The sequence below is a fragment of the Paraburkholderia tuberum STM678 genome, from assembly GCF_902833905.1.
Classification (GTDB): Bacteria; Pseudomonadota; Gammaproteobacteria; order Burkholderiales; family Burkholderiaceae; genus Paraburkholderia; species Paraburkholderia tuberum.
On record NZ_CADFGP010000017.1, the window covers coordinates 67458 to 94350 of the forward strand.

Consider the following 26893-nt stretch of genomic DNA (forward strand, 5'->3'; position numbering starts at 1 on the left):
TCGCCGCGGAATACCACGCGTCGCGCCGATCGGCGCTTATCGGCTCGCGGCCCCCCATGCCAGCGCGCGCAACCTCGCGGCGTCGCTTGATCACGTAGCCGCCCCACATCAGCACGAGCCATGCCGGCACCAGCCACACCGAGATCGACAAGCCCGGCGTCAGCGCCCCTGTGTTCGCCGCATGTCGCCGCTGGGCGTGGAACGCTGTCGAAGGCAGCGCTGTGGCAGATTGCACGGCTGACCGTACGGTCCGGTCTGGCGAAACCGCTAACTTTACCCGACCGATATTCCTCTGACATTCGGAGCCGCCCGCTTCGTTCTGCGCCGCACTTAAGCGCGCGGATTGTGATTGTCACGGGGATCGCGCCCGGGTATGTTGCCGAAGTCCACTTTTCACGCCGCGGAGCTTCACTATGTTGCCCAAACGTCTGCTTTGCGCCGCCGCGTTGTGCCTCTGTTTCGCGGGCGTCAGTACGTCCGCGCTCGCGCAGACGGTGCCCGCCGCCCAGCAACCGGCCGATGACGCCGCGTCGCAGGCAAGCGGCCAGCCTACGCCAGCGCCTGCCCCCGCTACTGCCAGCAAGCCGCCTGCCGCCGCGCTCGGCGGCCCGGTGCGCAACATCGTGCTCGTGCATGGCGCGTTCGTCGACGGATCGAGCTGGAACGGCGTGGTCGCGAAGCTGCAGCAAAAGGGTTATCACGTGAGCTCGGTGCAGAACCCGCTGACCTCGCTCGCCGACGACGTCGCCGCGACCCGCCGCGTGCTCGATCGCGAGAACGGTCCGGTGCTGCTGGTCGGGCACTCGTGGGGCGGCGTCGTGATCACCGAGGTCGCCGCGAATGCGCCGAACGTCGCCGGGCTCGTGTATGTCGCCGCGCTTGCGCCGCAACTGCACGAATCGGCGATGGACGTGATGAAGGCCGGCGGGCCGATGCCGGCCGGCCAGAGCATCAGCAAGGACGCGAACGGGTTTTTGTGGATCGACCGCGCGCGCTATCACGCCGATCTCGCCGCCGACGTGCCCGAGACCGTCGCACGCGTGCTCGCCGCCGCGCAGGTGCCGATCGCCGCGAGCGCATTCGACGAACCGGTCGATCAGGTCGGCTGGAAGGACAAACCATCGTGGTACGTGCTGACGACGAAAGACCACGCGGTGTCGCCCGATCTGCAGAGAATGATCGCCGCGCGCATCGGCGCGAAGGTGGTGCCGGTCGCGTCGAGCCATCTCGCGCCGGTGTCGCACGCCGGGGCGGTGGCGGAGGCGATCGATCACGCGGCGCGCGAGTTGAGCCGGCAGCAGCAGTAAGCCGGCGGCTCGACGCCGCGCGGCTCAGCGCAGCATGAACGACATCGCCGACAGACAGTTCAGCATCCGCACCGCATGCTCGGCCGACGCCGCACTGAAGCGCAACGTCACGCCATCGACGCGCGTAAGCGTCGGCCATTGGCAGAACAGATCGGCGAGCCCGCTCGTTTGCACGCGCAGTTCGCAGTCGATCGTTCGCGGCTCCGCGCGCGTCGCGGCAGGCGCGCGGCCCGCTTCGACATGCTGACGGACCACGTCGCGCGCGGCGGCCCGCAGCGCCTCGCGCACGCTCGCAGGCGACTGCGTGACGCCGCTTGCTTGCCCGGTTGCGGTCTTCGTGACGACGAAACGCGCGCCGGGAAAACGCGACGCGGTTTCCTCGGCGAACACGTCGTCACCCGATAAAAGCACCACACGCGCGCCATATTCTTCGGCGAGCGCACCGTACAGCCCCGCTTCGCCCAGCTCCACGCCGTTGAACGCCACGCGCGCGAACGCGAAGCTGTTGATCGTGTGCGCGAGGATGCCGCGCGTTTGCGCCTTCGCGTGATAGCCGAGCATGAAGACCAGCGCCGCACCGTATTCGAGCCCGGCCATCATGCCGAGCGTGCGCGGCTTGCCGAGCACGAGCTGGGCGCGCGGATCGAGCAGATCGGGCAGCAGGTTGCGAAAGCCGCCGTGCGAATCATTGACCCACACGTCGGTCGCGCCGCCCGCGAACGCGCCTTCGACGGCCGCGTTAGCTTCGAGCGTCATCCAGCGTCGCGCGGCTTCGTATTCGCCGTTGCCCGCGCGGGTCTGCTCGGCATGGAACACGCCGGCGATGCCTTCGATGTCGGTGGAGATCAGGACTTTCATCGCGCGGAATTCCTCAGCAGGTGGGCAAGATCCGGCACGCTGTCGCGCAGCGACAGCCGCCGATGGCCGTCGCGACCGGTGACCGACTCGGCGCTCCACAATGCATCGACGATCGCCTGCTCGACGCTGTCGGCGCAGGCGCGAAACAGCGGGTCCATACAGTGATCCGCGACCAGCGGCGGCAGCGCGACGAAGTCCGCGCCGTGCGGCACCGTGTACGCGGTCGAAAACGCCAGCGCGATATCGCCGCTGCCGTGGCCGTACACCGAGCCGGTGCGCGCGAGACCGGCCGCCGCGCGCAACGACAGGCGTTTCAGCTGGCGCGCGTCGAGCGGCGCATCGGTCGCGACGATCATGATGATCGAGCCTTGCTCGGGTTGGTCGGGGGTCGCATTAGCAGCGGCACTGGCAGCATTCGACGCCTCAACGACGGCCGCGCGTTCGGCCAGCATGCGCCCGAGCGGCGTGCCGTCGATCGTCAGCATCGGCAGACGGCCGAAGTTGGCCAGCACGAGCGCGCCAACGGTGTAGTCGCGGCCCGCCGCACTGAACACGCGCGACGCAGTGCCGATGCCGCCCTTCAGATCGAAACACGACATGCCGCGCCCCGCGCCGAGCGCACCGCTCGCGACATCGGCGCTTGCCGCGTCGAATGCTTCGTTGAAATGCTGTTCGGTCAGGGCAAGCGCCTGAATGTCGTTCAGGTAGCCGTCGTTGCATTCGAACACGAGCGGATTGAGCGTCGGCCATTCGCGGCCGATGCGCGGATTCGCGCGAATCGCCGCGCGGATCTGCGCCTGCGCGACCGTACCGACGCCGAAGGTGTTGGTCAGCGCGATCGGCGTCTCCAGCGTGCCGAGTTCGTCGAGCTGCACGAGCCCGATGCTCTTGCCGAAGCCGTTGATCACCGACGCGGCGGCCGGCACCTTGTCGACGAACGGATCGCCGCGATGCGGCCGGATCACGGTCACGCCGGTTTGCAGCGCGCCTTCGGCAAGCGTGCAATGACCGACGCTGACGCCGTCCACGTCGGCGATCGTGCCGAGCGCTCCGGCCGGCAACGTGCCGAGATGCGGCGCGCGCTCGGCCGAATGATGGTTGCTCATGCTCATGGCCGATCCAGCTTCGGATCGAGCGCATCGCGCAGACCGTCGCCGAGCAGATTGAACGCGAGCACGGTCAGGAAGATAGCGAGGCTCGGAAACAGCGCGATATGCGGCGCGGTCACCATGTCGGCGCGAGCTTCGTTGAGCATCGCGCCCCACTCGGGCGTCGGCGGCTGCGCGCCCAAGCCGAGAAACGACAGGCTCGCCGCCGTGATGATCGACGTGCCGATGCGCATCGTCAGATACACGACGACCGACGAAATCGTGCCCGGCAGAATGTGCCGCGCCATGATCGTCCAGTCCGACGCGCCGATGCTGCGCGCCGCCTCGACATAGGTGAGCTGCTTGAGCATCAGCGTATTGCCGCGCACGAGCCGCGCGAACGCCGGAATGCTGAAGATCGCCACGGCGCAGATCACGTTGATCATGCCGTTGCCGAGAATCGCGACCACGCCGATCGCGAGCAAAATGCCGGGGAACGCGAACAGCACGTCGGCCACGCGCATTGTGATGCGATCCCACCAGCCCTCGTAGTAACCGGCAAGCAGACCGAAGAACGTGCCGATCACCGCGCCGATCGCCACGGACAGAAAGCCTGCCTCGAGCGAAATGCGCGAGCCGACGAGGATGCGGCTGAAGATATCGCGGCCCAGCGAATCGACGCCGAACCAGTGCGCGGCCGACGGCCCCGCGTTCAGCGCGTCGTAGTCGAAGAAGTTCTCGGGATCGTACGGCACGATATGCGGCGCGATGATCGCGACCACGATCAGCAGCAGCACGAACACGCCGGCGGCCAGCGCGACATGCTGCTTGCGAAACTTGCGCCAGAACTCGCTCCACGGTGTGCGGATCGCGCGTTCGACGGCAGCGGGAGTGGCCGCATTCGGCCCGGTGGCAGTGGTGCTCATGCGGACCTCACTTGAAACGGATGGTCGGGTTGATCACCGCGTACAGCACGTCGACGATCAGGTTGATGATGATGAATTCGAGCGAGAACAACAGCACCTCGGCCTGAATGATCGGATAGTCGCGCATCGACACCGCATCGACGAGCAAACGGCCGAGGCCTGGCCAGTTGAACACCACTTCGACGACGATCGAGCCGCCGAGCAGAAAGCCGAACTGCAACCCCATCATCGTGACGACGGGAATCAGCGCGTTGCGCAGGCAGTGCTTGATGATCACGAGCCGCTCGGGCACGCCCTTCGCACGCGCGGTGCGCACGAAGTCCTCGTGCAGCACCTCGACGAACGAGGCCCGCGTGAAGCGCGCCATCACGGCCGCGACCGCCGCGCCGAGCGTCAGCGACGGCAGCACGTAGCTGCGCCACGAACCGTCGCCGACGATCGGCAGCCAGCCGAGTTGCACCGAGAAAATCTGCATCAGCAGCATGCCGAGCGCGAACGCCGGAAACGAAATGCCCGACACCGCGAGCGTCATGCCCAGGCGGTCCGGCCAGCGGTTGCGCCACACCGCCGAGGCGATGCCGATCGCCATGCCGATCACGACCGCCCACACCATGCTCGCGATCGTCAGCCACAACGTCGGGAAGAAGCGTTCCGCAATCTCCTGGCTCACCGGCCGCTTGCTGCGCGTCGAAACGCCGAAGTCGCCATGCGCCATCCGCCAGAAGAAACGGACGAACTGCTGCGGCAGCGGCTTGTCGAGCCCGAGGTCGGAGCGCACGAGGGCCACGGTCGCCTCGTCCGCTTCAGGACCGGCGGCGAGCCGCGCCGGATCGCCCGGCAGCAGATGCACGAACAGGAACACCAGCACGGCGACAATGAAGAGCGTCGGCAGCAGGCCTAGCAGACGTTTGACGAGGAAGTTCAGCATGAAACCAATCTGGCAAATGAGCGGCAAATGAGCGGCAAATCAGGCGGGCAACGAGGACTCGTGTGCGGCGGCGGCGCGGCGGCGGGCTGGGTGAACCGCCGCCTGCGCATGCCGCCTCGTCAGCTCATCACTTGATCGCGATCTCGTCGAAGTTGAACGAGCCGTCCGGCGCGACGTAAGCGCCCGACAGACGCTTGCTGCGCGCATACACGACCTTCTCCTTGACGAGGAAGATCCACGGCGCGTCGGCCCAGATGCGCTTCTGCGCGTCGGTGTAGAGCGCGGCCTTCTGCGTGCGGTCGGTGGTTTCGAGCGCCTGCTTCAGATCGTTGTCGACCGCGTCGTTCTTGTAGTACGACGTGTTGACCATCTTCGGCGGAATCGAGTAGCCCGCGAGCAGCGGGCTGATCGCCCAGTCGGCCTCGCCGGTCGACGACGACCAGCCCGCGTAGTACATCCGCACCGGCGCGGTCGCCGGGTCCTGCGCGCTTTCGACCTTGGCGACGCGCTGACCCGCTTCGAGCGCCTCGACGCTGGCCTTGATGCCGACCTGCGCGAGCTGCTGCTGCACGAACTGGATCACCTTCTGCGCGGTCGAGTAGTTATACGCGGACCACAGCGTCGTTTCGAAGCCGTTCGGATAGCCCGCTTCCTTCAGCAGTTCGCGCGCCTTCGCGGGATCGTACGGCCAGGGTCCGAGCTTGACCGCATAGTCGACGCCCTGCGGCACGACGCCGTCGGCCGGCGTCGCGTACCCGGCGAACGCGACCTTCGTCAGCGCTTCCTTGTTGACCGCGTAATTCAGCGCCTCACGCACCTTCGGGTTGTCGAACGGCTTCTGGTTCATGTTCATGCTGATGTAGCGCTCGATGATCGACGGCGCCGCGATCAGATCGACCTTCGGGCTCGACTGCAGTTGCGCGGCCTGCTCGAACGGCACCTGGAACGCGAAGTCCGCTTCGCCGGTGCGGATCAGCGCGGCACGCGTGTTGTTGTCGACGACCGGCTTCCAGTCGATCGCATCGATCTTCGGATAACCCTTCTTCCAGTAGCCGGCGAACTTCTTCACGGTCAGGTCGCCGGCCGGGTCCCACTTCACGAGTTCGAACGGGCCCGTGCCGACCGGATGAAACGCGATGTCCTTGCCATACTTCTTCAGCGCGTCCGGCGAGATCATCACCGCAGACGGATGCGCGAGCACGTTGATGAACGCCGAGAACGGCGTTTTCAGCGTGACGCGCACCGTGTACGGATCGACCACTTCCGTTTTCTCGATGCGGCTGAACATGTTGTAGCGCTTCAGCTTGTTGGCCGGATCGGTCACGCGGTCGAAGTTCGCCTTCACCGCGGCCGCATTGAAGTCGGTGCCGTCCTGGAACTTCACGCCATGGCGCAGCTTGATCGTATAGACGCGCGCGTCGGGGCTCGCCTCATAGCTGTCGGCGAGCACGTTGACGAGCTTCATGTCCTTGTCGAAGCCGAACAGCCCCTGATAGAACGATTTCGCGACCGCCTGCGACAGCGTGTCGTTCGCGTCGTACGGATCGAGCGACGTGAAGGTCGACGCGACGGCCATCACGGCCGTCGTTTCGGCGTGCGCCAGATTGCCCGCGAGCGTCGCGAACACCACCGCGCCGCCGCTGACGAGCGCGCGCAAACGAAACGGAGAGGACGGGAACAGCAGGTTCATGAGATTGCTCCAGGCTGCGAGTTAAGGATGTGACAGGGCCGTTATGGTTGGTGTGGCTTCAAGTGCTGATGTTTCTCTTGCTGTTGCTTCGATTGCCGATGCTTCGGGTCTCGCGCTTCAGGTCTTCCGCTTCAATGCGATGCGGCGCTTCGCTCAATAAGCGCCGCCGACGCGATGCTGCGCGACGAAATGATCCGGTCCCACCGCGACGAGCGGCGCGACGACCGGCTCGTCGTGCAGCGCGCGAATCGGGCTCGGAATATCGTCGGCGGCGAGCATGCGTTGCGCGTGACGGCGCGCGGGATCGGCGACCGGCACCGCGCTCATCAGCTTCTTCGTGTACGGATGCTGCGGCGCCTCGAACACCGCGCGACGCGGACCGATCTCGACGATCTGGCCGAGATACATCACCGCGACGCGATGGCTGACCCGCTCGACCACCGCCATGTCGTGCGAAATGAACAGATACGCGACGCCGAACTCGCGCTGCAGGTCGAGCATCAGATTGACGATCTGCGCCTGCACGGAGACGTCGAGCGCGGACACCGATTCGTCGGCGATCACGACCTTCGGATTCAGCGCGAGCGCGCGAGCAATCGCGATACGCTGACGCTGCCCGCCCGAAAACTCATGCGGATAGCGGCGCGCGGCCTCGGCCGGTAAACCGACTTTCTCGAGCAGCCACGCGACGCGCGCCTGCGCTTGTCCACCCTGCGCGACGCCATGCACGAGCAGCGGCTCCATGATCGAGAAGCCGACGGTCAAGCGCGGATTCAACGACGCGAACGGATCCTGGAAAATAAACTGGATATCGCGGCGCAGCGCCTGCAACGCGGGCCCGGTCAGCGAGCTGATTTCCTTGCCAGCGAATTCGATCGAGCCACTCTGACTTTCGACGAGTCTCAGCAGCGAGCGGCCCGTGGTCGACTTGCCGCAGCCCGACTCGCCGACCAGCGCGAGCGTTTCGCCGGGCCGCAGATCGAAGCTGACTTTTTCGACCGCATGCACACGGCCCGTCATACGGCCGAACAGGCCGCTACGGACCGCAAAGCGCGTGACCAGATCGCGCACGCGCAGGATCGGCGGCGTGTCGTCGCGCACCAGCGGCTGCGCTTCTTCGGCGACAGCCGCCGCCGGCTGCACCGCGGCATCGGCGCCGTTCGCACCGGCCTGCTCGACGCTCAGGATCGGAAAGCGCGCGGGCTGATCGGTGCCGTGCATCGAGCCGAGCCGCGGCACCGCCGCGAGCAGCGCCTTCGTGTACGGATGCGACGGCGCGGCGAACAGCGTGTCCGACGCGCCCTCCTCGACCTTCTCGCCGCGATACATGACGAGCACGCGGTCGGCCACTTCCGCAACCACGCCCATGTCGTGCGTGATGAAGATCACGCCCATGTTCATCTCGTCCTGCAAGCCGCGAATCAGTTGCAGGATCTGCGCCTGGATCGTCACGTCGAGCGCGGTGGTCGGTTCATCGGCGATCAGCAGCGCGGGCTTGCACGACAACGCCATCGCGATCATCACGCGCTGGCGCATGCCGCCCGACAGTTGATGCGGGTAACGCGCCGCGACGCGCCTTGCCTCGGGAATCCGCACGATCTCGAGCAGACGCAAGGTTTCGGCGCGCGCCGCCTCGCGGCTCTTGCCCTGGTGCAGCGCGATCGCCTCGCTGATCTGATCGCCGACCGTGAAGACCGGATTGAGCGAGGTCATCGGCTCCTGGAAGATCATCGCGATGTCGGCGCCGCGCACCGTGCGCATCGTGCCGGACGACGCCTTCGCGAGATCGAGCACGCTGCCGTCGCGCCGCCGGAAGGCGATGCTGCCGCCGGCAAGACGGCCGCCGCCATGCTCGATCAGCCGCATCAGCGCCAGCGACGTGACCGACTTGCCCGAGCCCGATTCGCCGACGATCGCGAGCGTCTCGCCGCGCTCGACCGTGAACGACAGATTGCGCACCGCGTTGAAGGTCGAGTCGCCGCGGCGGAACGCGACCGTCAGATCGTCGACCGCGAGCACGCGCTGCGGCGGCAGGGTTTCGACAAGCGGGCTGGCGGTGTGCGAGGAAGAAGGCACGGTGGTTCCTTTGCTTTGAATTCGAACGCGGCTAACGGGGCCTCAGGCATGTGGCGACACGCTTCAGCGGCTAGCGATAGATCGCCGTCACCGGCGCTTCGCCGAGCCGCGCGAAACCGCGGTACATACCCTCGGTATTGAACGGCAGCGTGACGTTGCCCCGCGCGTCGACGGCGACGAGGCCGCCGCGTCCGTCGATCTTCGGCAAGCGGTTCATCACGACGTCGTGCGCGGCTTCTTCGAGCGACACCTGGCGATAGGCCATCTGCGCGGCGACGTCGTAGGCGGCGACCATGCGCATGAACATTTCGCCCGCGCCGGTGGTCGATACCGCGCAGGTCGCGTCGTCCGCGTAGCAGCCCGCGCCGATCAGCGGCGTATCGCCGACGCGGCCCACCTGCTTGTTGGTCACGCCGCCCGTCGAGGTCGCCGCGGCGAGATGCCCGTGGCGGTCGAGCGCGACTGCGCCGACGGTGCCGAACTTGCGATTCGGATCGATCGGCTCGTGCGGCGTCGGGTCGTCGTTGCTCGAAGCCGTGGACGCGAGCGTCGCGGCGTCGTGATCGAGCATCGGACGCTGCTGCTCACGCGCCAGTTGCCATTGGCGATAGCGCGCGTCGGTATCGAAGTAGCCGTTGTCGACGAACTCGAGCCCCTGCGCGGCCGCGAACGCTTCCGCGCCGTCACCGGTGAACAGCACGTGGTCGCTGCGCTCGAGCACGCGGCGCGCGGCGAGAATCGGATTGCGCACGCGCTTCACGCAACAGATCGCGCCTGCGTCGAGCGTGCGGCCGTCCATGATCGCGGCGTCGAGCTCGTGCGTGCCGGCCGCCGTGTAGACCGCGCCGTGGCCCGCATTGAAGAGCGCGCAGTCTTCGAGCAGCCGCACCGCTTCGCTGACCGCGTCGAGCGCGCTGCCGCCGTCGGCGAGCACGCGCTGGCCAGCGCTCAGCACCGCGTTGAGCGCCGCGTGATATCCGGTTTCGGCGCTGGCCGACATCGACGTGCGCAGGATCGTCCCGGCCCCGCCGTGAATGGCAATGACTGCGTTGGAGTTCATCGTTTGGATCGTGGAGTGCGGGTGGTTCGGGGAGCGCGGGGTGCTGTGATGGCTTTTGCTTCGGCATCCCTGGCTTTCGTGCTTCCGGCTTGGGTGCTGTCGGCCTTTGCGCCGTCGCTGTGTTTTAGCCTTGCAGCCTTCGCGCGCGCGGCTTTGCTCAGGGCGCGCGCCGGCTCCTGCGCGGCGCCGGCCGCGCCCGACTGCGGATCGAACAGCCACGGCAGCACGAACTCGCTGACCTCGGCGGCCGCCTTGACCGAGCGTTGCGCGCGATACGCCACCGCGTCGCACAACGCCTCGATGACCGCGAGCACGGCCGAATCGGCATTCGACGCGAGACGCCGGTCGGTGCGGACATACAGCGACAGGTCCGCGAACCGCACGAGCGGCGAGCGCGGACCGTCGGTGAGCGCAAGCACGCGTGCGCCGCGTTCGGAGGCGCGGCGCGCGAGTTCGATCGTGTCCTCGACATAGCGCGGAAACGCGATGCCGATCACGAGATCGCCCGGGCCCGAACCCACGAGGTGCCGCGCCGCATGCGACGGCCCGCCGCTCAGCGCCAGCGAATGCACGTTGTCGTGATACGGCAGCAGTCCGTGCTCCATCAGGCTCGCGAGAAACGCGCTGGCGCCGAAGCCGACCACGAATACGCGACGCGCGGCGATGATCGCGTCGACGGCGGCGTCGGCGGTCGCGCGATCGATCGACGTACGCGTTGCGTGCAGATTGTTGGCGGCCTGCTCGAGCGACGCGTCGATCAGATCGTCACCGGCCGCGAGCGTTTCCTGCGCGCTGCGCAGCCGCTCGACCGGCGCGAGCGTCGCCTCGAAGCCACGCACGAGCGCCTCGCGAAACTGCGGATAACCGTCGAAGCCGAGCGCGCGCGCAAAGCGATTCGCGCTCGCGACCGACGCGCCGACCACGCTCGCGAGCTCGTCGATACGCATCGTCGCCGCGCGGAACAGATGGGCCAGCACGTACTCGCCCATGCGCTGGTGGATTGGCGTGAGCGTCGGCATCGCGGCGGTGATGCGCGCGGCGATGGCCTGCTCGGCGGAGTTCGACACGGCGGACGGGTGATGGATCATGCGGGCGGAAAGGCGCGGTTGTTCTATGTGAACGGGATGAAATTATATTTACATGAAACACGCGCAGAAAAAAATTCATTTTCATTATTTCGAGGGTTTTCACCGACCGAAGGTATTCAGACAACGGAGTTCGGCATCCACGCCATGCCGCACCCCGATGAAAATCCATTTTCATCGGGGCGATGGGTGGCTTCACCGCGTGCCGCGCTCCGCCGCTCAGCACGCCGCCGCGCTCTGTTCGGGAATGCCCATGAGCCGCGCCGCCGGCGACATCACGATGATCAGCGCCTGCACGACGAACGCGAGCGACGCCGCGACCAGACACACGTCGATGCTCCAGCGCGCGCTGAGCGCGGCGCCGAGCAGCGCGCCCACCGGCCGCGCGCCGTAGGTGGCGGTGCTGATCAGCGCGGACACGCGGCCGATCATCCGTTCGGGCGTGATCGCCTGACGCAGCGTGGTCGAGCCGACGACCCACAGGATTGGTCCCGCGCCGAGCAGGAAGAAGCTCGCGAGCGCGAGCCAGAACGATGGGACGATCAGCGTCGCCACCATCACGAGCGACGCGAGCAGGCCGCACGACGGTCCGACGATCAGCAGACGGCCGAATGCGAGACGCCGCGCGACCGCGGGCGCGGCGAGCGCGCCGCAGACCATGCCGACCCCGTACGCGCCGAGCGTCACGCCGACCGCCGAGGCATTGAGCCCCAGCCGATGCACCGCGTAAGGCACATAGATCGCCTGCAGGATGAAGAAGCCGAGATTGAAGAACACGGCGGTCAGCAGCATCGGCAGCAGCAACGGATCGCGCAGCACGAAGCGCGTGCCGTCGCGCAGCTCCAGCATGAAGTGCCGCCGCGGCGCGGCCGCGCGCGGCGGCTCGCGCAATCCCGCCAGCAACGCGACCGCGAACGCCGACAACATCGCCGCGCCGCCATACGCCCAGCCCGCGCCGATCCAGCCGACCAGCACGCCGCCCAGCGCCGGCCCCGCCGAATACGCGACGCTGCGTGCGAGTTCGAGCCGGCCGTTCGCGCTCGCATAGGCGTCGCGCGGCACGATCGACGGCACCAGCGACGGCGCCGCAACGTTGTAGGCGACCGTACCCGTCGCGGCGACGAAGCCGAGCGCGGCGAGCAGCGGCAGGTTCAGCGCATGCGTGAGCACCAGCAGCAGCACGCACAGCATCGCGCAGACCCGCACGCTCTCGGCGAGCGTCATCAGCACGCGGCGCGAGCGGCGGTCGGCCCAGACGCCGAGCGGCATCGACAGCAACAGGAACGGCAGCGTCTGCGCGGTTTGCAGCAGACCAGTATCGCGCGCGTCGGCGCCGAGCGCGAACACCGCGACGAGCGGCGCGGCGGCGAGGCTGATCTGCTCCGCCGATTGCGCGCACGGGTTCGACCAGGCGAGGCGCTGGAATGCGCGGGGCAGACGTTGCGCATTGGACGGCGAAGACGACGAAGGGGAAGACGTGGCGGACATCGATGCACTCCCGAGGTTTGACGTGAGGCATTCATCGTCGGCGCTCAGGGCCTGCGGGGCGCTCCGCTTCTTGCGGTGTTATTCTTCGCTCGCCATGAATCTCGAAAGCATCCTCTTCACTCAAGGTTTCGGTTCGCGCCGCCAATGCCGTGCGCTGATCGGCGACGGCCGCGTCAGCGTCGACGGTGCGATTTGCACCGATGCCGACGCCGATTTCGCTGTTGATGGCGGCGCGTTGCATTTTAACGTCGACGGCGTCGAATGGCCGTATCGCGAGCACGCGTATCTGCTGCTGAACAAGCCCATCGGCTACGAATGCTCGCGCGATCCGCAGCATCATCTGAGCGTGTTCAGCCTGCTGCCGCCGCAGTTCGCCGAGCGCGGCGTGCAGTGCGTCGGCCGTCTCGATCAGGACACCACGGGCCTCCTGCTGCTCTCCGACGACGGCAAGTTCGTGCATCAGTTCACGTCGCCGAAACGCAAGGTGCCGAAGCTCTACGTCGCGACCACGCGCCATCCGCTCGACGACGCGCAGCTCGCCGCGCTGCGCGACGGCGTGCTGCTGCACGGCGAAACGAAACCCAGCGCCGCGCTCGACGCCCAGGCGCGCGACACTCACACGCTCGCGCTCACCGTGCTCGAAGGCAAATACCACCAGGTCAAGCGGATGATCGCGGCCTCGGGCAACCGCTGCGAGGCGCTGCATCGCGAACGGATCGGTGAGCTCGCGCTTCCCGCGGCGCTCGCGCCCGGCGCATGGCAATGGCTCGACGCAGCGGGTCTTGCCGCGCTGCGGGCCGGGTAAACGACTAGCCGCAACGAGGGCCCGCCTAAGCCCTTGATGCGCCGGAGAAAGCCCGCGCGCATTGCGGTGCACCGAACATAGGCCGTTGCGTTGCAGCATGCCGTTGCTTACATATCGCCCTATACTCGTCTAAACAAACGACTACAAAGGTTTCAAGGAGGGGCGCCATGCAAATCGACGGCACGATGGCGTTTTCGCACGCGATGATCTCGTTTATCTGCCTTGCGCTGCTGCTGGTCGGCGGATTGCTGGTCATCATGCGGCTGCGCCATAAGTACCATCCGAATCTGATCGGCGCATTGATCGGCGGCATGCTGTGCTTCCTGTTGCTGGAAGTGCTGCCTGCGCTGACCTGATGCCGGTTGGACCGCACAGCTCGTGTTGCGCGGCGCATTGATGCGGTGCGGCGGATACGCTTGGCGGGGCAACTCCGCCCTCGCGAGGCGATATTTTGTTTCTGCTGCCGCCCTAGCCGCGTTTCCCGTTCGCCTCGCGCAAAAAATCCTCGACGCTCGGATAGCGCAGACGTACCCGCAATTCCTCCTTCAGACGCCGGTTCACGAGCCGGCGCGACTCGCGCATGAACGACAGCAGCAGCGGATCGATCTGCTGCTCCGCCTGCTCTCTCGTGATGCGCGGCGGGCGCGCGAGCCCGAACGCATCGGCGACCGCGTCGAAATACTCCCCCATTTTCAGCGACGAATCGTCGGACGCGTGCAGTGCGCGCGCGGGCCGGCCATGCGTGGCGAGACGCACGAGGATCGCGGCGAGGTCGTCGGCGTGGATGTGATTCGTGTAGACGTCGTCGGCATCGACGAGCGCCGGCGTGCCTCTTTCGAGCCGCGCGAGCGGCAGACGGTTGCGCGCATAGATGCCCGGGATCCGCGCGATGCTCGTGGCGACGCTGCCGCGCGCCGTCGCGCGCCGCAACTGCCGCTCGGCCGACACGCGACGTTTGGCGCGCGCATTCGCGGGCCGCGGCGCGCGCGTTTCGTCGATCCACGCGCCGCCGCAATCGCCGTAGACCCCCGTCGTGCTCGCGTAAACGATGCGCACCGGTGCGCGCGAAGCGCCGGTCCGGCGCACCCCGTCGGGTACAATATCGGGTGTTTCAGCGTCCAGACCTGAAGCGCGCGCACGGCGCAACCGCGCGATCGGCGCGACGGACGACCTCGCCGCGCAAGCGTTCATGCGGCCCGCGGCACCTAACGTCGCAAGCAGCGCGCGAGTGCGTCGATCGTCGTCGCCGGACTTCTGCGGCGGCGCGAGATGCAGCACCGTCGGCGCGAGGCGCGCGAGCCGTTTGAGGCTGCCGCGCGCGTCGAGATCGCCGACGAGCGGCATCACGCCCGCGGCGCGCAACTCATCGCAGCGCGCGGCATGGCTCGTCAACGCGAAGATACGCGCGCGCGGCCGCAACAGGGGCACGCAGCGCATGCCGACGTCGCCGCATCCTACGATCAGCACGCGCGGCCGGCGGAAGTTTCGTGTCGCTTTCATGGTGGGCGCATTGTAGCGGTCACACGCAACAGGTACCGCGCGGTTGATCCGGCGGGTCCGATTACGATTCCGAATTTTCGATTCCGAACACTTTATGGCATTTAACGTCACGCTCCGGCAAACCGGCCGGCAGTTTCAGGTAGAACAGGACGAACCGGTGCTCTCCGCAGCGCTGCGTCAAGGCATCGGCCTGCCGTACGGCTGCAAGAACGGCGCGTGCGGTTCGTGCAAAGGCACGGTCGTGAGCGGCGAGGTCGAACAGCGCGCGCACTCGTCGTCGGCGCTGTCGAACGACGAAAAGACGCGCGGCATGGCGCTCCTGTGCTGCGCGAGCGCGTGCTCCGATCTCGAAGTCGACATCCGCGAAGTGGCCGGCGTCGGCGATGTGCAGGTCAAGAAGCTGCCGTGCCGCGTGAACGCGATCGAGCGCAAGGCCGACGACGTGATCGTCGTGAAGCTGCAACTGCCCGCCAACGAACGTCTGCAATATCTGGCCGGCCAGTACCTCGAATTCATCCTGAAGGACGGCAAGCGCCGCAGCTATTCGATGGCGAGCGCGCCGCACGTCGAAGGCCCGGTCGAGCTGCACATCCGCCACATGCCCGGCGGTGCGTTCACCGACCATGTGTTCAACACGATGAAGGAGCGCGACATCCTGCGCTTCGAAGCGCCGCTCGGCACGTTCTTCCTACGCGAAGACTCGGACAAGCCGATTGTGCTGCTCGCGTCGGGCACCGGCTTCGCGCCGCTGAAGGCGATCGTCGAGCATGCGGTGTTCAAGAACATGACGCGCCCCATGACGCTCTACTGGGGCGCGCGCCGCAAGAAAGACCTGTATCTGCTCGAACTCGCCGAGCAATGGGCGCGCGAGATTCCGAACTTCAAGTTCGTGCCGGTGCTCTCCGAACCCGATGCGGGCGACGCATGGACGGGCCGCACGGGCTTCGTGCATCGGGCGGTGATCGAGGATCTGCCCGATCTGTCGGCCTACCAGGTGTATGCATGCGGCGCGCCGGTGATGGTCGAATCGGCGCTGCGCGACTTCACGCAGCATCACCAGTTGCCGGAAGACGAGTTCTACGCGGACTCGTTCACCAGCGCGGCCGATCTCGCGAACGCGGTCTGATTGCACGGCGGCAAATTCCCCACGATGCAGCGTCAGTGCAAATTCATGGTTTACACCAGCGCTTTTCTTATCGTATTCTTTCGCGCATGAACCGCATCCAGTCCGAATTCCGACGTCGCCGCTCGCCGCTCCCTTAGGGACGCCGCTGGCTTCGTCACGGACTCGCGCCACACACAACTTGGGCGCAAGCTGTTCGAATCATGAAAGCCACGGCATGCCGTGGCTTTTCTGTTTTTCCGGCCGCCGTTCTTATTGGCCAAACCGTCACCGTTTCTTCACCCTGCTCTTACCCTTTTGCCTGGAGCCTGCCGTCATGAATTTCAATGAGTATCCAATCGATTCGCTGATGTACATCACGAACCGACCTGAAATCGTTTTCACGCACGGCAAAGGCTCGTGGCTTTACGACAACAACGGCAAGCGCTACCTGGATTTCATTCAGGGCTGGGCGGTCAATTGCCTCGGCCACTGCAACGACGGCATGATCGAAGCGCTGAACCAGCAGGCCAAGTTGCTGATCAACCCGTCGCCGGCGTTCTACAACGAGCCGATGGCGAAGCTCGCGGGCCTGCTCACGCAGCACAGCTGCTTCGACAAGGTGTTCTTCGCGAATAGCGGCGCCGAGGCGAACGAAGGCGCGATCAAGCTCGCGCGCAAGTGGGGCAGGAAGTTCAAGGACGGCGCGTTCGAGATCATCACGTTCGACCACAGCTTCCACGGCCGCACGCTCGCGACGATGTCGGCCAGCGGCAAGCCGGGCTGGGACACAATCTACGCGCCGCAGGTGCCGGGCTTCCCGAAGGCGGACCTGAACGACATCGCGTCGGTGGAAAAGCTGATCAACGCGAAGACCGTCGCGGTGATGCTCGAGCCGATCCAGGGCGAAGGCGGCGTGATCCCCGCAACCCGCGAGTTCATGCAGCAACTGCGCGAGCTGACGAAACAACACAACATCTTGCTGATCGTCGACGAAGTGCAAAGCGGCTGTGGTCGCGCCGGCACGCTGTTCGCGTATCAGCTGTCGGGCATCGAGCCGGACATCATGACGCTCGGCAAAGGCATCGGCGGCGGCGTGCCGCTCGCGGCGCTGCTGTCGAAGGCGGAAATCGCCGTGTTCGAAGCGGGCGATCAGGGCGGCACCTACAACGGCAATCCGCTGATGACCGCGGTCGGCTACTCGGTGATCTCGCAGCTGACGGCGCCGGGCTTCCTCGAAGGCGTGCGCTCGCGCGGCGAATATCTGCGCACGAAGCTGCTCGAGCTGTCCGAGGAGCGCGGCTTCAAGGGCGAGCGCGGCGAGGGTCTGCTGCGCGCGCTGCTGCTCGGCAAGGACATCGGCTACCAGATTGTCGAGAAGGCGCGCGACATGCAACCCGACGGCGTGCTGCTGAACGCCGCGCGTCCGAACCTGCTGCGCTTCATGCCGGCGCTTAACGTGACGACCGGAGAAATCGACCAGATGCTGGCGATGCTGCGCTCGGTTCTCGACTCGCTGTAATCAACCACGGAGCGCACCGATGACGACGAACACGACGCTGTCGATCCGCCGCTTCGACGCGACCGATACCGAAGCCGTGATTGCGCTATGGCAGGACGTGTTTCCCGAGTATCGCGACGTGACGCGACCGCAGCGCAACCCGCGTCTGTCGATCGCCAACAAGCTCGCGACGCAACCGGAGCTGTTCTTCGTCGCGGTGCTCGATGGACGCATCGTCGGCACCGTAATGGGCGGCTATGATGGACACCGCGGCTGGTTGTATTCGCTCGCGGTCGACGCATCGCTGCGACGTCATGGCATCGGCACGCGGCTCGTCGCGCACGTCGAGAGCGAGTTGACGAAGCTCGGTTGTCCGAAGCTGAACCTGCAGGTACTGTCGTCGGCAACGGCTGAAATACGGGCGTTCTACGATGCGCTCGGGTATCGCACCGATGCGGTGATCAGCCTCGGCAAGCGGCTCGGCCAATACGCCGACGCGGCCCCGGCCAGTTGATTCGCGTCGTACGCCTGATTAAAGAAAGCCGCATGCGTTGCTTGACGCATGCGGCTTTTTCAATGGTTCTCCCGCAAGCAGCGCACATATCGGCGGATTCGGACAAATAGCAGATGGCGAGCAGTTGGATTGCCTAAAATCGTTTACGCACGAGACGACGCCGGCGCTGGAAAGACAGGTTTGCGACGAATCGCGACCCTTCCCCCCGGGGGCGGCTCATGCGTCTGAGTCCCAACGCGTTGGAATCCTAAGGGGAATCTTCATGGCGACTTATGTGGTGCTCCTGCAATTTACGGATCAGGGTATCCGCACGATCAAGAACAGTGCAGAGCGAGCCGGGCAGGCGGCGGAAATGGCGAAATCTTTTGGCTGCGAAATGAAGCAGATCTACTGGACGTTAGGGGCATACGACGTTGTCTCGGTCGTCGAAGCGGCAGACGAGCAGAGCTTCCTCGCCTTCGGCTTCGCACTCGGCTCGGCCGGCAATGTCCGCTCGCAAACGCTGCGTGCGTTCACAAAAGACGAAATCAGTTCGGTTATCGGGCGACTCCCTTAATTCACGTCCCAACCAGAAAAATAAAACGCGCCCCGCGACATTGCATCGCGGGGCGCGTTGCAAGCCGGACGTATGCGCCACCGGCGCGCACGTCCAACTCGTCACATCCTTATTCACCCACTCGTTCGCCCGCTCATTCGCCCAAATACGCGGCCCGAACCTTCGGATCGTCGAGCATCTGCTTCGCGTCGCCCGACATCGTGATCAAACCGGAGTCCATCACGTAGCCGCGATTCGCCGCCTGCAGCGCGAGCCGCGCGTTCTGCTCGACGAGCAGCACGGTCATGCCTTCAGAGGAAATCAGGCGCACCACTTCGAAGATCTTCTCGACCATGATCGGCGACAGACCCATCGACGGTTCATCGAGCAGCAGCAGTTTGGGCCGCGAGATGATCGCGCGTGCCATCGCGAGCATCTGCTGCTCGCCGCCCGACAGCGTGCCCGCGTATTGCGATGCACGCTCCTTCAGACGCGGAAAGAAGCCGAACATGCGCTCGACGTCCGACTTGATGCCATCGTCATCGTTGCGCAGATACGCACCCATCTGCATGTTCTCGACGATCGACATGCGCGCGAAAATGCCGCGCCCTTCCGGCACCATCGCGAGACCGCGCTTCAGAAGCTCATGCGCGGGGAGGCCCTTGATCGACTGACCCATGTACTCGATGTCGCCGGCCGCATACGGCTTCAGGCCGGTGATCGCCTTCATCGTCGTGGTTTTGCCCGCGCCGTTCGCGCCGATCAGCGTGACGAGTTCGCCCTGCCCGACCTCGAGGTCGACACCCTTGACCGCCTGGATGCCACCGTAGTTGACCTGCAGGCCCTTGATTTTCAACATTGCTTGCGTCGTGGACATCAGTGGACCCCCGCACCCAGATAAGCTTCGATCACCTTCGCATCCTTCTGCACGTCCTGCGGCAGACCTTGCGCAATCACCTTGCCGTAGTCGAGCACCGTCATCTGATTGCACAGACCCATCACGAGCTTCACGTCGTGTTCGATCAGCAGAATCGTCTTGCCGTCCGCACGGATCTTGTCGAGCAGCCTGGTCAGCTCGACCTTCTCGGTGGCGTTCATGCCGGCCGCCGGTTCGTCGAGCGCGAGCAGCTTCGGATCGGTCGCCAGCGCACGCGCGATTTCGAGCCGCCGCTGGTGGCCATACGACAGGTTGCGCGACGTATAGTCCGCGTACTGCGTAATGCCGACGTAGTCGAGCAGTTCGAGCGCGCGCTCCTTGATCTCGCGCTCTTCCTGGCGTTCGGCCGGCGTCTGGAACACCGCGCCGAGCAGACCGTGCTTGGTGCGCACATGACGGCCGACCATCACGTTTTCGAGCGCGGTCATGCCGCCGAACAGACGGATGTTCTGGAACGTGCGCGCAATGCCCGCCTTCGCGACCTGATAGACCGCGGTCGGCGTGTAGCTCTCGCCGTCGAGCTTGAACTCGCCTGAATCCGGCGTGTACAGACCCGTGATCACATTGAAGAAGGTGGTCTTGCCGGCGCCGTTCGGGCCGATCAGACCGTAGATCTCGCCGGCGCGGATCTGCAGGCCGACCTCGGAAAGCGCTTGCAGCCCGCCGAAGCGCTTGTTGACGCCCTTCACCGACAGACGGATCGCTGCGTTGTTGCTTACGTTATCGCTCATGTCTTTTTCTCCACCGGACCTTATGCGCGCACCGGCTTCTTGCCGCCACGCTTCGCCAGCTTCGCAATCCTGTCTTCGTGCTTCGGCGCGGGCCACAGGCCTTCCGAGCGGTACAGCATGATCACAACCATCGCGAGGCCGTACAGCAACTGACGGATCACTTCGGTATCGACGATTTCATGGCCGAAGATCATGTTCTGCAGCGGACCCATCGTCGAGCGCAGGAACTCGGGGAACACCGCGAGCAGCACCGCGCCGAGGATCACGCCCGGAATGTGGCCCATGCCGCCGAGCACCACGCAGGCGAGCACCACGACCGATTCCCAGAACGTGAACGATTCCGGCGACACGAAACCCTGGAACGAGCCGAACATGGCGCCCGACAGGCCGCCGAACGACGCGCCCATCGCGAACGCGAGCAGCTTCACGTTACGGGTATTGATGCCCATCGCCTTGGCGGCGATTTCGTCTTCGCGGATCGCGGCCCACGCGCGGCCGATCCGCGAATGCTGCAGACGCGTACAGGTCCAGATCACGAACAGCGCGCACAGCACGAACAGGTAGTAGTACAGGTACACCGACGGAAACTGCATGCCGAACAGCGAGTGTGTCTGCGCGAGGCTGAAGCCGCCGACGGACACCGGATCGATCCCGGTGATCCCCTTCGGGCCGTTGGTGATGTTCACCGGACGGTCGAGGTTGTTCATGAAGATCCGCACGATTTCCCCGAAGCCGAGGGTCACGATCGCGAGGTAGTCGCCACGCAGACGCAGTGTCGGCGCACCGAGCAGAATCCCGAACATCGCGGCGAGCGCCATCGCGATCGGCGCGATGATCCAGATCGGCACGTGGATGCCGTTCGGCGCGAGATGCGCGATCCACTCGAATTGCGTCGCGAGGTGCGGCGAGCTCAGCAGCGCGGCCGTGTAGGCGCCGATCGCGTAGAACGCGATGTAGCCCAGGTCCAGCAGGCCGGCAAAGCCGACCACCACGTTCAGGCCCAGCGCGAGCATCACGTACAGCATCGCGAAGTCGAGCACGCGGACCCAGTAGTTGCCGCCCGCGGCACCGATGACCATCGGCGCCGCGATCACGAAGAACGCCGTGAGAATACCGATAGTCAGCGTCTTCGTGCGGTTCTTTTCGGGGATGAGCGTCGTGGACGGCTCGATCGGTTGAATTGAGGTCATGATTGTTGACTCCTTGTGGCCCGGGATCAGGCGCGATCCGCGACACGTTCGCCGAGCAGACCCGACGGACGGAACACCAGCACGACGATCAGCACGATGAACGCGAACACGTCCTGGTAGTTACTGCCGAACACGCCGCCCGTGAGGTCGCCGATATAGCCGGCACCCAACTGCTCGATCAGGCCGAGGAGCACGCCGCCGACCATCGCGCCGCCGAGATTGCCGATACCGCCGAGCACCGCCGCGGTAAAGGCCTTCAGGCCAGGGATGAAGCCCATGTAGAAGTGCGCGTTGCCGTATTCGGACGCGATCATCACGCCGGCGAGCGCAGCCAGCGCCGAGCCGATCATGAAGGTCGCCGAAATCACGAAGTTCGGGTTCACACCCATCAGACTCGCGACGTTCGGGTTCTCGGCGATCGCGCGCATGGCGCGGCCGAGCCTGGTCTTGTGCACGAGCAGCAGGAGGCCGCCCATCACGAGGAACGCCGTTACGATGATCACGATTTCAGTCATCGAGATCACGGCGCCGGGCGTCGTGTCGGTGGCCTTGATCACGTTGAGCGGGTCGGTGGGCAACAACTGCGGGAACGGCAGCGGATTGCGCGACCAGATCATCATCGCGAGCGTCTGCAGCAGAATCGATACACCGATCGCGGTGATCAGCGGCGCGAGACGCGGCGCACGCCGCAACGGCCGGTAGGCGACCCGCTCGATCGTGTAGCCGACCACCGCGCAGACCGCCGCCGCGATGATCAACGCGATCACGAGCGTCAGCACATTGCCGAGGCCGGGGAAGTGGTTCTGCAGCACTCCTATGGCGGAGAGCGCAACCATCGCGCCCACCATCAACACGTCGCCGTGGGCGAAGTTGATGATGCCCAGAATGCCGTAAACCATCGTATAGCCCAGTGCGATGATGGCATAGACACTGCCAAGTACCAGTCCATTGATGATCTGCTGGATGAAGATATCCATTTAATGCTCCTTAGCCCGTGCGACTGGATTCGCGTTTTTCATCTGCCGGTGGGCGGTGATGCGCTACGAATCTCAACGGCACTGCGGGTACTGATGTAAAAGACCGGTAAGGGTTATCCGTTGCCGGCTGGCCCTGACGACCGTGATGCGGTCGCGAGCTCACCTTGGGCGGATGCAAAAACGGCACCGTTGGATGGTGTCGGTGCCGTCAGGCCGAACTTCCCGTCATCACATCTTTACGACGTCGAGCACTGCTTTCTTGCCGTCCTTGAAGTCGTAAAGCGTAATGGCGCCCTCTTTCAAATCACCCTTGTCGTCGAACGCGATGTGGCCGATTACCCCGTTGTAATCGGTCGAAGGCATCGCAGCCAGCACCTTGGGCGCCTCGATAGAATTAGCGCGCTTCATTGCATCGACGATCACGTACACCGCGTCATACGTGAACGGCGCGTAAATCTGCACCGGCGTGTGGAAGCGGTCCTCGTACTTCTTTTCGAAGTCCGCTCCATGGGTCATTTTCGAAAGCGCGAGTCCTGCTTCCGAACAGACCAGGTTTTGCACGGCGGTACCCGCCAGTTCACCTACCTTGTCGGTACACACACCGTCGCCGCCAAGGATTTTTGCCCTGATACCGAGCGCCGCCGCCTGCTTCGTAAACGGCCCGCCCGTCGCGTCCATGCCGCCGAACATGATGGCGTCCGGCTGAACACTCTTGATCTTCGTGAGAATGGCCCGGAAATCCGTGGCCTTGTCGCTCGTCGCCTCCCGCGCGACGATCTTCGCGCCGCTCGCCTCGGCGGTCTTCGTGAACTCGTCCGCGAGACCTTTGCCGTAGGCGGTCGCGTCGTCCACGACCGCGATGCGTTTGGCGCCCAGCGCCTTCGTCGCGTAATTGGCGAGCGCCGGACCCTGCTGCGCGTCGGTCGCGACCACCCGATAGGTCGTCTTGAACCCTTGCTGCGTATAGGCCGGATTCGTCGACGACGGCGAGATCTCGACGATGCTCGCGTCGCTATAGATCTTCGACGCCGGAATCGAGACCCCGGAGTTCAGGTGTCCGATCACCGCGACCACGTGATCGTCGACCAGCTTCTGCGCGACGGCGGTGCCGGTTTTCGGGTCCGCCGCATCGTCCTGCGCGTCGAGTTGCAGCTGGATCTTGCGACCGTCGATCGTCAAACCCTGCGCATTGATTTCTTCGACCGCGAGGCGCGCCCCATTTTCGTTGTCCTTGCCCAGGTGCGCGATGCCGCCCGTCAACGGAGCCGCATGACCGATCTTCACGATAGTCGCTTCGCTCGCGGCGGCAACCGCCGCGGCCGAGGCCGCCGATGCGCCCGTTCCCGCTTCGCCATCCTGTTTCTTGCCGCACGCGGTCAGCATCGCAACCGTGGCCGCGATGGACACGGCGTAAGCAAATTTGACTCGCATCAAGTAAGGTCTCCTGCGCCTTGCAAAATCCACTGTCCAGGACCTCAAGGCCTTGAGAACGCGCGCATTGTAACTCCAATTATGCGGGTGGCAATATTGTTGAACCGGTGGGGTTTTCCTGCATTGCAACCTGATTTTGAGAGCAAAATCCGTTAAAAGGCGCAACCTGGTTGCGATCCGTTTTCGTGCACCAGTTGCACCGGCGCCGAACCCGCTGGCATCAAGTGTTGCGGGCGATCGGCGCGAATCCCGGATAGGCCGGGCTTTGCGTCGGGCATGAGCATTTAGCGCGCGCCCGGTGAATTGCACCAATTCAGTGCTTGATCAACCCGTCTTAAGGCTTTTGCGAGCTTAAAACGGGGACGCATCGCGCCAAAATCGATAAAAGCCACGATCACAATTCAAAATAATTTGTGCGCGAGACCACCGAAAGCTGACCGGTCATTCGATGTGGCACTTAATTTAATCAGAGGTTCGTCGGGCACGGGCATAAAAAAAGCGCGCCCACGGCGCGCTTTCCTTTCAGTGTAGCTAACGGATTGTCAGGCTGGCAGACCGAGCCCGCGTGGCAGCGGAAACGCGATGTTTTCCTCGATGCCCTCGAGCGCGCGCACGTTGCGCACACCCAGTTCGCGCAAACGCGCGATCACCGCCTGCGCCAACACCTCCGGCGCCGACGCACCGGCGGTCACGCCAATGCGGCGCTTGCCCTCGACCCAAACCGGATCGATCTGATCGGGCGAATCGACCATATAGGCTGGCACGCCGAGCTTCTCGGCGAGCTCGCGCAAGCGGTTCGAATTCGAGCTGTTCGGACTGCCGACGACGATCACGACGTCGCACTGCGGCGCCATGAACTTCACTGCGTCCTGGCGATTCTGCGTGGCGTAGCAGATGTCCTGCTTCTTCGGCTCACGGATGGACGGGTACCTGGCCTTCAGCGCGCCGATGATTTCGGCGGCGTCGTCGACCGACAGCGTGGTTTGCGTGACGAAGGCGATCCGCTCCGGATCGGCGAGCTGCAACGCCTGCACATCCTCGATGTCCTCGACCAGATGCATGCCCTCGGCCGCCTGGCCCATCGTGCCTTCGACTTCCGGGTGGCCCTTGTGGCCGATCATCACGATGTCGAAACCGTCCTGGCGCATCTTCGCGACTTCGATATGCACCTTGGTCACGAGCGGACATGTGGCGTCGTACACCCGCAGCCCGCGCGACTCCGCCTCCGAGCGCACGGCCTTCGACACGCCATGCGCGCTGAAGATCACCGTGTTGCCCGCCGGCACTTCGTCCAGGTTCTCGATGAAGATCGCTCCCTTCTTGCGCAGGTCTTCGACCACATAGGCGTTATGGACGATTTCGTGACGCACGTAGATCGGCGAGCCATACAGCTTGATGGCCCGCTCGACGATCTCGATCGCCCGGTCGACGCCGGCGCAGAACCCGCGTGGCTGGGCCAGCAGGATCTCCGCTTCGGCAAGAGTCGTATCCGTGATGCTCATGTTTACAGAATCCCGATGATTTTCACTTCAAACGCCAGCGCTTGGCCGGCAAGCGGGTGATTGAAATCGAATAGGGCCGACGTTTCGCCAACTTCCTTCAGTACGCCGGCATAGCGCCCGCCGCCCGGCGCGTTGAATTCGACCAGGTCACCCGGGGAAAAATCCTCGCCGATCATGCTGTTCTCCCGCAGCGTGGCGAGGGACACGCGCTGGATCAGATCCGGATTGCGTGGGCCGAACGCCTGGCCCGGCGCTAGCTGAAAGGTCGAATGGCGGCCCACCTTCAAACCCAGCAAAATATCTTCCAGCGGCGGCGCCAGTTGACCGGCGCCGAGCAGCAGCGTGGCAGGCTTGTCGTTGAACGTGTTGATCACTTCGGCGCCATCGGCAAGGGAAAGCCGGTAATGCAGCGTGACGTGTGAACCGGGTTTCACCTCGGAAATATCGATGATGCTCATGCAATGCTCGCTCAGTCGAAGCGCTGCACGCGTGCGCCGCGGGGCAGTCGACGCGTGTGGCAAACCGTCGGCGTGCCGTGCGCAAAGTGTCTATTGTAAGCCACCTAGCGGGCGCCGGCTTGAGTCCGTCGCGCGCGAGGGCGGCACGGCCCGGCGGCGCATTGCGCCGCGTGCGCCGTCAACCTTACGCGGAGGACTCTATATATATGGCTGATTTCGCCAGCACAATCGACGAAACCCCTGCGCCAACGCTGCGACGACCGAAGGCGCCGGCACGCGCCGGAGGCGGCGTGAAAGCCCCCGCGAATCGGTCGGCCGAGGCCCCGTCAGAAGCCGCCGACTCCACCGCCCGCTGCCGGCGGCAACTGTTTCGGGGTAAATGGCTCCGGCGCGACATGCCGCGCGAGCGACTGATCGAGCAGGGCCCCGACGTGCTGTCGGACACCGAAATGATCGCGCTCGTGCTCGGCTCCGGCCTGCCCGGTCACGACGTGTTCAGCGTCGCGCGGGCGCTGCTGGATCGCTTCGGCTCCCTGCGCACGATGCTCGATGCGACTTATGCGGACTTCGACGGCATTCGCGGCATCGGCCCCGCGAAAAAAGCGCAATTACTCGCGATCATGGAAATGGCGCGTCGCTCGCTGGTCGACAAAATGCGCAAGCGCCCGCTAATGAATTCGCCCGAAGCGGTCGAAAGTTATCTGCGCCTTCTGATCGGCGGACAGCCGCAGGAGGTGTTCGTGTCGCTGTTTCTCGACGCCCGGCATCGGCTGATCCGCTGCGAGGAAAGCGCGCGCGGCTCGCTCACGCGCATGGCCGTGTATCCGCGCGAGATCGTGCGGCGGGCGCTCGCCGCGAACGCGGCCAGCCTGATCGTCGCGCATAATCATCCGTCCGGCGCCGTCGAGCCGAGTGCCAGCGACTGCCGCCTCACGCAGACGCTGCGCGACGCGCTCGCGCTCGTCGATGTGCAGTTGATCGATCATCTGGTGATCGGCGCGGACACCGTATATTCGTTCGCCCGCGCCGGCTGGCCGGGGCTCGCGCGCAAGCCCGCTCGAGCGCGGGAAGCGGAATGGCCGCCGTACGGCGCAGCGTCCCGCATCGCAAATAAGGTTTGATTTTGCGGCTTTTTTTCTGCTAGAATTCCGGTTTGCCTATTTCCAACCCCCTGTTCCGAAGCCATCAAGGCGTTCCGCAAAGG

The 26893-nt window shown here is 65.1% G+C and carries 25 protein-coding genes; 8 read left to right on the plus strand and 17 right to left on the minus strand.

The window, feature by feature from the left end:
• Nucleotides 1-413 precede the first annotated feature (413 nt).
• Nucleotides 414-1307 carry an alpha/beta fold hydrolase gene (locus HWY30_RS16900; RefSeq protein ID WP_090801530.1) on the plus strand — a complete coding sequence of 298 codons (894 nt, stop codon included), beginning with the start codon at nucleotides 414-416 and terminating at the stop codon, nucleotides 1305-1307.
• A 24-nt stretch (nucleotides 1308-1331) separates the two neighbouring features.
• Here the strand turns inward: HWY30_RS16900 and HWY30_RS16905 are convergent, their stop codons facing one another.
• The 9 genes from HWY30_RS16905 to HWY30_RS16945 all read right to left on the minus strand — a co-directional run bounded on the left by HWY30_RS16905 (nucleotide 1332) and on the right by HWY30_RS16945 (nucleotide 12506).
• The gene (locus HWY30_RS16905) at nucleotides 1332-2165 is read right to left on the minus strand and encodes a M55 family metallopeptidase (RefSeq protein WP_090801532.1); all 834 of its coding nucleotides are present in this window, start codon (nucleotides 2163-2165) and stop codon (nucleotides 1332-1334) included.
• Complete coding sequence (locus HWY30_RS16910; RefSeq protein ID WP_090801533.1) at nucleotides 2162-3277, minus strand: DmpA family aminopeptidase; 1116 nt, start codon at nucleotides 3275-3277, stop codon at nucleotides 2162-2164. Before HWY30_RS16910 ends, HWY30_RS16905 begins: the two co-directional genes overlap by 4 nt.
• Complete coding sequence (gene gsiD, locus HWY30_RS16915) at nucleotides 3274-4179, minus strand: glutathione ABC transporter permease GsiD (RefSeq protein ID WP_090801535.1); 906 nt, start codon at nucleotides 4177-4179, stop codon at nucleotides 3274-3276. The genes HWY30_RS16910 and gsiD overlap by 4 nt, the downstream gene beginning before the upstream one ends.
• 7 nt (nucleotides 4180-4186) lie before the next feature.
• Entirely contained in the window at nucleotides 4187-5107 is a 921-nt protein-coding gene (gsiC, locus tag HWY30_RS16920; RefSeq protein ID WP_090801536.1) for a glutathione ABC transporter permease GsiC, read from the minus strand.
• Between the two features lie 127 nt (nucleotides 5108-5234).
• Nucleotides 5235-6797 carry a glutathione ABC transporter substrate-binding protein GsiB gene (gene gsiB, locus HWY30_RS16925; protein ID WP_090801538.1) on the minus strand — a complete coding sequence of 521 codons (1563 nt, stop codon included), beginning with the start codon at nucleotides 6795-6797 and terminating at the stop codon, nucleotides 5235-5237.
• A gap of 153 nt (nucleotides 6798-6950) precedes the next feature.
• Nucleotides 6951-8873 (minus strand): dipeptide ABC transporter ATP-binding protein, encoded by a 1923-nt coding sequence (locus HWY30_RS16930; RefSeq protein ID WP_090801540.1) that lies wholly within the window; start codon nucleotides 8871-8873, stop codon nucleotides 6951-6953.
• A 70-nt stretch (nucleotides 8874-8943) separates the two neighbouring features.
• Nucleotides 8944-9933: an isoaspartyl peptidase/L-asparaginase family protein gene (locus HWY30_RS16935; protein WP_090801542.1), complete on the minus strand. Its 990-nt coding sequence runs from the start codon at nucleotides 9931-9933 to the stop codon at nucleotides 8944-8946.
• Nucleotides 9930-11021 (minus strand): MurR/RpiR family transcriptional regulator, encoded by a 1092-nt coding sequence (locus HWY30_RS16940; protein WP_090801543.1) that lies wholly within the window; start codon nucleotides 11019-11021, stop codon nucleotides 9930-9932. The genes HWY30_RS16935 and HWY30_RS16940 overlap by 4 nt, the downstream gene beginning before the upstream one ends.
• 216 nt (nucleotides 11022-11237) lie before the next feature.
• On the minus strand, nucleotides 11238-12506 hold the full coding sequence (locus HWY30_RS16945; RefSeq protein ID WP_176078904.1) for an MFS transporter: 1269 nt from the start codon (nucleotides 12504-12506) through the stop codon (nucleotides 11238-11240).
• Between the two features lie 94 nt (nucleotides 12507-12600).
• On the opposite strand from HWY30_RS16945, the gene HWY30_RS16950 reads away from it, so the two are divergent.
• Nucleotides 12601-13311, plus strand: a complete 711-nt coding sequence (locus tag HWY30_RS16950; RefSeq protein ID WP_090801545.1) for a pseudouridine synthase — start codon at nucleotides 12601-12603, stop codon at nucleotides 13309-13311.
• A 167-nt stretch (nucleotides 13312-13478) separates the two neighbouring features.
• Nucleotides 13479-13667: a hypothetical protein gene (locus tag HWY30_RS16955; protein ID WP_090801547.1), complete on the plus strand. Its 189-nt coding sequence runs from the start codon at nucleotides 13479-13481 to the stop codon at nucleotides 13665-13667.
• A gap of 112 nt (nucleotides 13668-13779) precedes the next feature.
• Here HWY30_RS16955 and HWY30_RS16960 read toward each other — a convergent pair whose 3' ends face one another.
• Entirely contained in the window at nucleotides 13780-14811 is a 1032-nt protein-coding gene (locus HWY30_RS16960) for a Rossmann-fold NAD(P)-binding domain-containing protein (RefSeq protein WP_090801548.1), read from the minus strand.
• 94 nt (nucleotides 14812-14905) lie between these two features.
• Between HWY30_RS16960 and HWY30_RS16965 the strand changes: the two genes are divergently transcribed.
• From HWY30_RS16965 to HWY30_RS16980, 4 genes are all read left to right on the plus strand, one after another.
• Nucleotides 14906-15937 (plus strand): CDP-6-deoxy-delta-3,4-glucoseen reductase, encoded by a 1032-nt coding sequence (locus HWY30_RS16965; protein WP_090801550.1) that lies wholly within the window; start codon nucleotides 14906-14908, stop codon nucleotides 15935-15937.
• A 313-nt stretch (nucleotides 15938-16250) separates the two neighbouring features.
• Nucleotides 16251-17435 carry an acetylornithine transaminase gene (locus HWY30_RS16970; RefSeq protein WP_090801551.1) on the plus strand — a complete coding sequence of 395 codons (1185 nt, stop codon included), beginning with the start codon at nucleotides 16251-16253 and terminating at the stop codon, nucleotides 17433-17435.
• Nucleotides 17436-17454: 19 nt separating this feature from the next.
• Nucleotides 17455-17928, plus strand: a complete 474-nt coding sequence (locus tag HWY30_RS16975) for a GNAT family acetyltransferase (protein ID WP_090801553.1) — start codon at nucleotides 17455-17457, stop codon at nucleotides 17926-17928.
• Between the two features lie 262 nt (nucleotides 17929-18190).
• Nucleotides 18191-18484, plus strand: a complete 294-nt coding sequence (locus HWY30_RS16980) for a GYD domain-containing protein (protein ID WP_018421572.1) — start codon at nucleotides 18191-18193, stop codon at nucleotides 18482-18484.
• Between the two features lie 133 nt (nucleotides 18485-18617).
• Here HWY30_RS16980 and HWY30_RS16985 read toward each other — a convergent pair whose 3' ends face one another.
• From HWY30_RS16985 to HWY30_RS17015, 7 genes are all read right to left on the minus strand, one after another.
• Nucleotides 18618-19322, minus strand: a complete 705-nt coding sequence (locus HWY30_RS16985) for an ABC transporter ATP-binding protein (RefSeq protein ID WP_090805434.1) — start codon at nucleotides 19320-19322, stop codon at nucleotides 18618-18620.
• Nucleotides 19323-19339: 17 nt separating this feature from the next.
• Nucleotides 19340-20131 (minus strand): ABC transporter ATP-binding protein, encoded by a 792-nt coding sequence (locus HWY30_RS16990; RefSeq protein ID WP_090801554.1) that lies wholly within the window; start codon nucleotides 20129-20131, stop codon nucleotides 19340-19342.
• Nucleotides 20132-20151: 20 nt separating this feature from the next.
• Nucleotides 20152-21321 (minus strand): ABC transporter permease subunit, encoded by a 1170-nt coding sequence (locus HWY30_RS16995; protein WP_090801556.1) that lies wholly within the window; start codon nucleotides 21319-21321, stop codon nucleotides 20152-20154.
• Between the two features lie 26 nt (nucleotides 21322-21347).
• Nucleotides 21348-22298, minus strand: coding sequence for a branched-chain amino acid ABC transporter permease (locus HWY30_RS17000; RefSeq protein ID WP_090801557.1), 951 nt, complete (start codon nucleotides 22296-22298; stop codon nucleotides 21348-21350).
• A 228-nt stretch (nucleotides 22299-22526) separates the two neighbouring features.
• Nucleotides 22527-23729 (minus strand): branched-chain amino acid ABC transporter substrate-binding protein, encoded by a 1203-nt coding sequence (locus HWY30_RS17005; RefSeq protein WP_090801559.1) that lies wholly within the window; start codon nucleotides 23727-23729, stop codon nucleotides 22527-22529.
• A gap of 542 nt (nucleotides 23730-24271) precedes the next feature.
• Nucleotides 24272-25231: a 4-hydroxy-3-methylbut-2-enyl diphosphate reductase gene (gene ispH, locus HWY30_RS17010; RefSeq protein WP_018421578.1), complete on the minus strand. Its 960-nt coding sequence runs from the start codon at nucleotides 25229-25231 to the stop codon at nucleotides 24272-24274.
• A 2-nt stretch (nucleotides 25232-25233) separates the two neighbouring features.
• A complete protein-coding gene (locus HWY30_RS17015) occupies nucleotides 25234-25689 on the minus strand; it encodes an FKBP-type peptidyl-prolyl cis-trans isomerase (protein ID WP_090801560.1) in 456 nt (151 codons plus the stop codon).
• A 206-nt stretch (nucleotides 25690-25895) separates the two neighbouring features.
• On the opposite strand from HWY30_RS17015, the gene radC reads away from it, so the two are divergent.
• The gene (gene radC, locus HWY30_RS17020) at nucleotides 25896-26810 is read left to right on the plus strand and encodes a RadC family protein (RefSeq protein WP_090801562.1); all 915 of its coding nucleotides are present in this window, start codon (nucleotides 25896-25898) and stop codon (nucleotides 26808-26810) included.
• Nucleotides 26811-26893: the final 83 nt, after the last annotated feature.

What these genes read in the sequence shown, in the direction of transcription:
- HWY30_RS16900 (WP_090801530.1), top strand. Translation starts at nt 414, where the DNA reads ATGTTGCCCAAACGTCTGCTTTGCGCCGCCGCGTTGTGCCTCTGTTTC.
- HWY30_RS16905 (WP_090801532.1), bottom strand. Translation starts at nt 2,165, where the DNA reads ATGAAAGTCCTGATCTCCACCGACATCGAAGGCATCGCCGGCGTGTTC.
- HWY30_RS16910 (WP_090801533.1), bottom strand. Translation starts at nt 3,277, where the DNA reads ATGAGCATGAGCAACCATCATTCGGCCGAGCGCGCGCCGCATCTCGGC.
- gsiD (WP_090801535.1), bottom strand. Translation starts at nt 4,179, where the DNA reads ATGAGCACCACTGCCACCGGGCCGAATGCGGCCACTCCCGCTGCCGTC.
- gsiC (WP_090801536.1), bottom strand. Translation starts at nt 5,107, where the DNA reads ATGCTGAACTTCCTCGTCAAACGTCTGCTAGGCCTGCTGCCGACGCTC.
- gsiB (WP_090801538.1), bottom strand. Translation starts at nt 6,797, where the DNA reads ATGAACCTGCTGTTCCCGTCCTCTCCGTTTCGTTTGCGCGCGCTCGTC.
- HWY30_RS16935 (WP_090801542.1), bottom strand. Translation starts at nt 9,933, where the DNA reads ATGAACTCCAACGCAGTCATTGCCATTCACGGCGGGGCCGGGACGATC.
- HWY30_RS16940 (WP_090801543.1), bottom strand. Translation starts at nt 11,021, where the DNA reads ATGATCCATCACCCGTCCGCCGTGTCGAACTCCGCCGAGCAGGCCATC.
- HWY30_RS16945 (WP_176078904.1), bottom strand. Translation starts at nt 12,506, where the DNA reads ATGTCCGCCACGTCTTCCCCTTCGTCGTCTTCGCCGTCCAATGCGCAA.
- HWY30_RS16950 (WP_090801545.1), top strand. Translation starts at nt 12,601, where the DNA reads ATGAATCTCGAAAGCATCCTCTTCACTCAAGGTTTCGGTTCGCGCCGC.
- HWY30_RS16955 (WP_090801547.1), top strand. Translation starts at nt 13,479, where the DNA reads ATGCAAATCGACGGCACGATGGCGTTTTCGCACGCGATGATCTCGTTT.
- HWY30_RS16960 (WP_090801548.1), bottom strand. Translation starts at nt 14,811, where the DNA reads ATGAAAGCGACACGAAACTTCCGCCGGCCGCGCGTGCTGATCGTAGGA.
- HWY30_RS16965 (WP_090801550.1), top strand. Translation starts at nt 14,906, where the DNA reads ATGGCATTTAACGTCACGCTCCGGCAAACCGGCCGGCAGTTTCAGGTA.
- HWY30_RS16970 (WP_090801551.1), top strand. Translation starts at nt 16,251, where the DNA reads ATGAATTTCAATGAGTATCCAATCGATTCGCTGATGTACATCACGAAC.
- HWY30_RS16975 (WP_090801553.1), top strand. Translation starts at nt 17,455, where the DNA reads ATGACGACGAACACGACGCTGTCGATCCGCCGCTTCGACGCGACCGAT.
- HWY30_RS16980 (WP_018421572.1), top strand. Translation starts at nt 18,191, where the DNA reads ATGGCGACTTATGTGGTGCTCCTGCAATTTACGGATCAGGGTATCCGC.
- HWY30_RS16985 (WP_090805434.1), bottom strand. Translation starts at nt 19,322, where the DNA reads ATGTTGAAAATCAAGGGCCTGCAGGTCAACTACGGTGGCATCCAGGCG.
- HWY30_RS16990 (WP_090801554.1), bottom strand. Translation starts at nt 20,131, where the DNA reads ATGAGCGATAACGTAAGCAACAACGCAGCGATCCGTCTGTCGGTGAAG.
- HWY30_RS16995 (WP_090801556.1), bottom strand. Translation starts at nt 21,321, where the DNA reads ATGACCTCAATTCAACCGATCGAGCCGTCCACGACGCTCATCCCCGAA.
- HWY30_RS17000 (WP_090801557.1), bottom strand. Translation starts at nt 22,298, where the DNA reads ATGGATATCTTCATCCAGCAGATCATCAATGGACTGGTACTTGGCAGT.
- HWY30_RS17005 (WP_090801559.1), bottom strand. Translation starts at nt 23,729, where the DNA reads ATGCGAGTCAAATTTGCTTACGCCGTGTCCATCGCGGCCACGGTTGCG.
- ispH (WP_018421578.1), bottom strand. Translation starts at nt 25,231, where the DNA reads ATGAGCATCACGGATACGACTCTTGCCGAAGCGGAGATCCTGCTGGCC.
- HWY30_RS17015 (WP_090801560.1), bottom strand. Translation starts at nt 25,689, where the DNA reads ATGAGCATCATCGATATTTCCGAGGTGAAACCCGGTTCACACGTCACG.
- radC (WP_090801562.1), top strand. Translation starts at nt 25,896, where the DNA reads ATGGCTGATTTCGCCAGCACAATCGACGAAACCCCTGCGCCAACGCTG.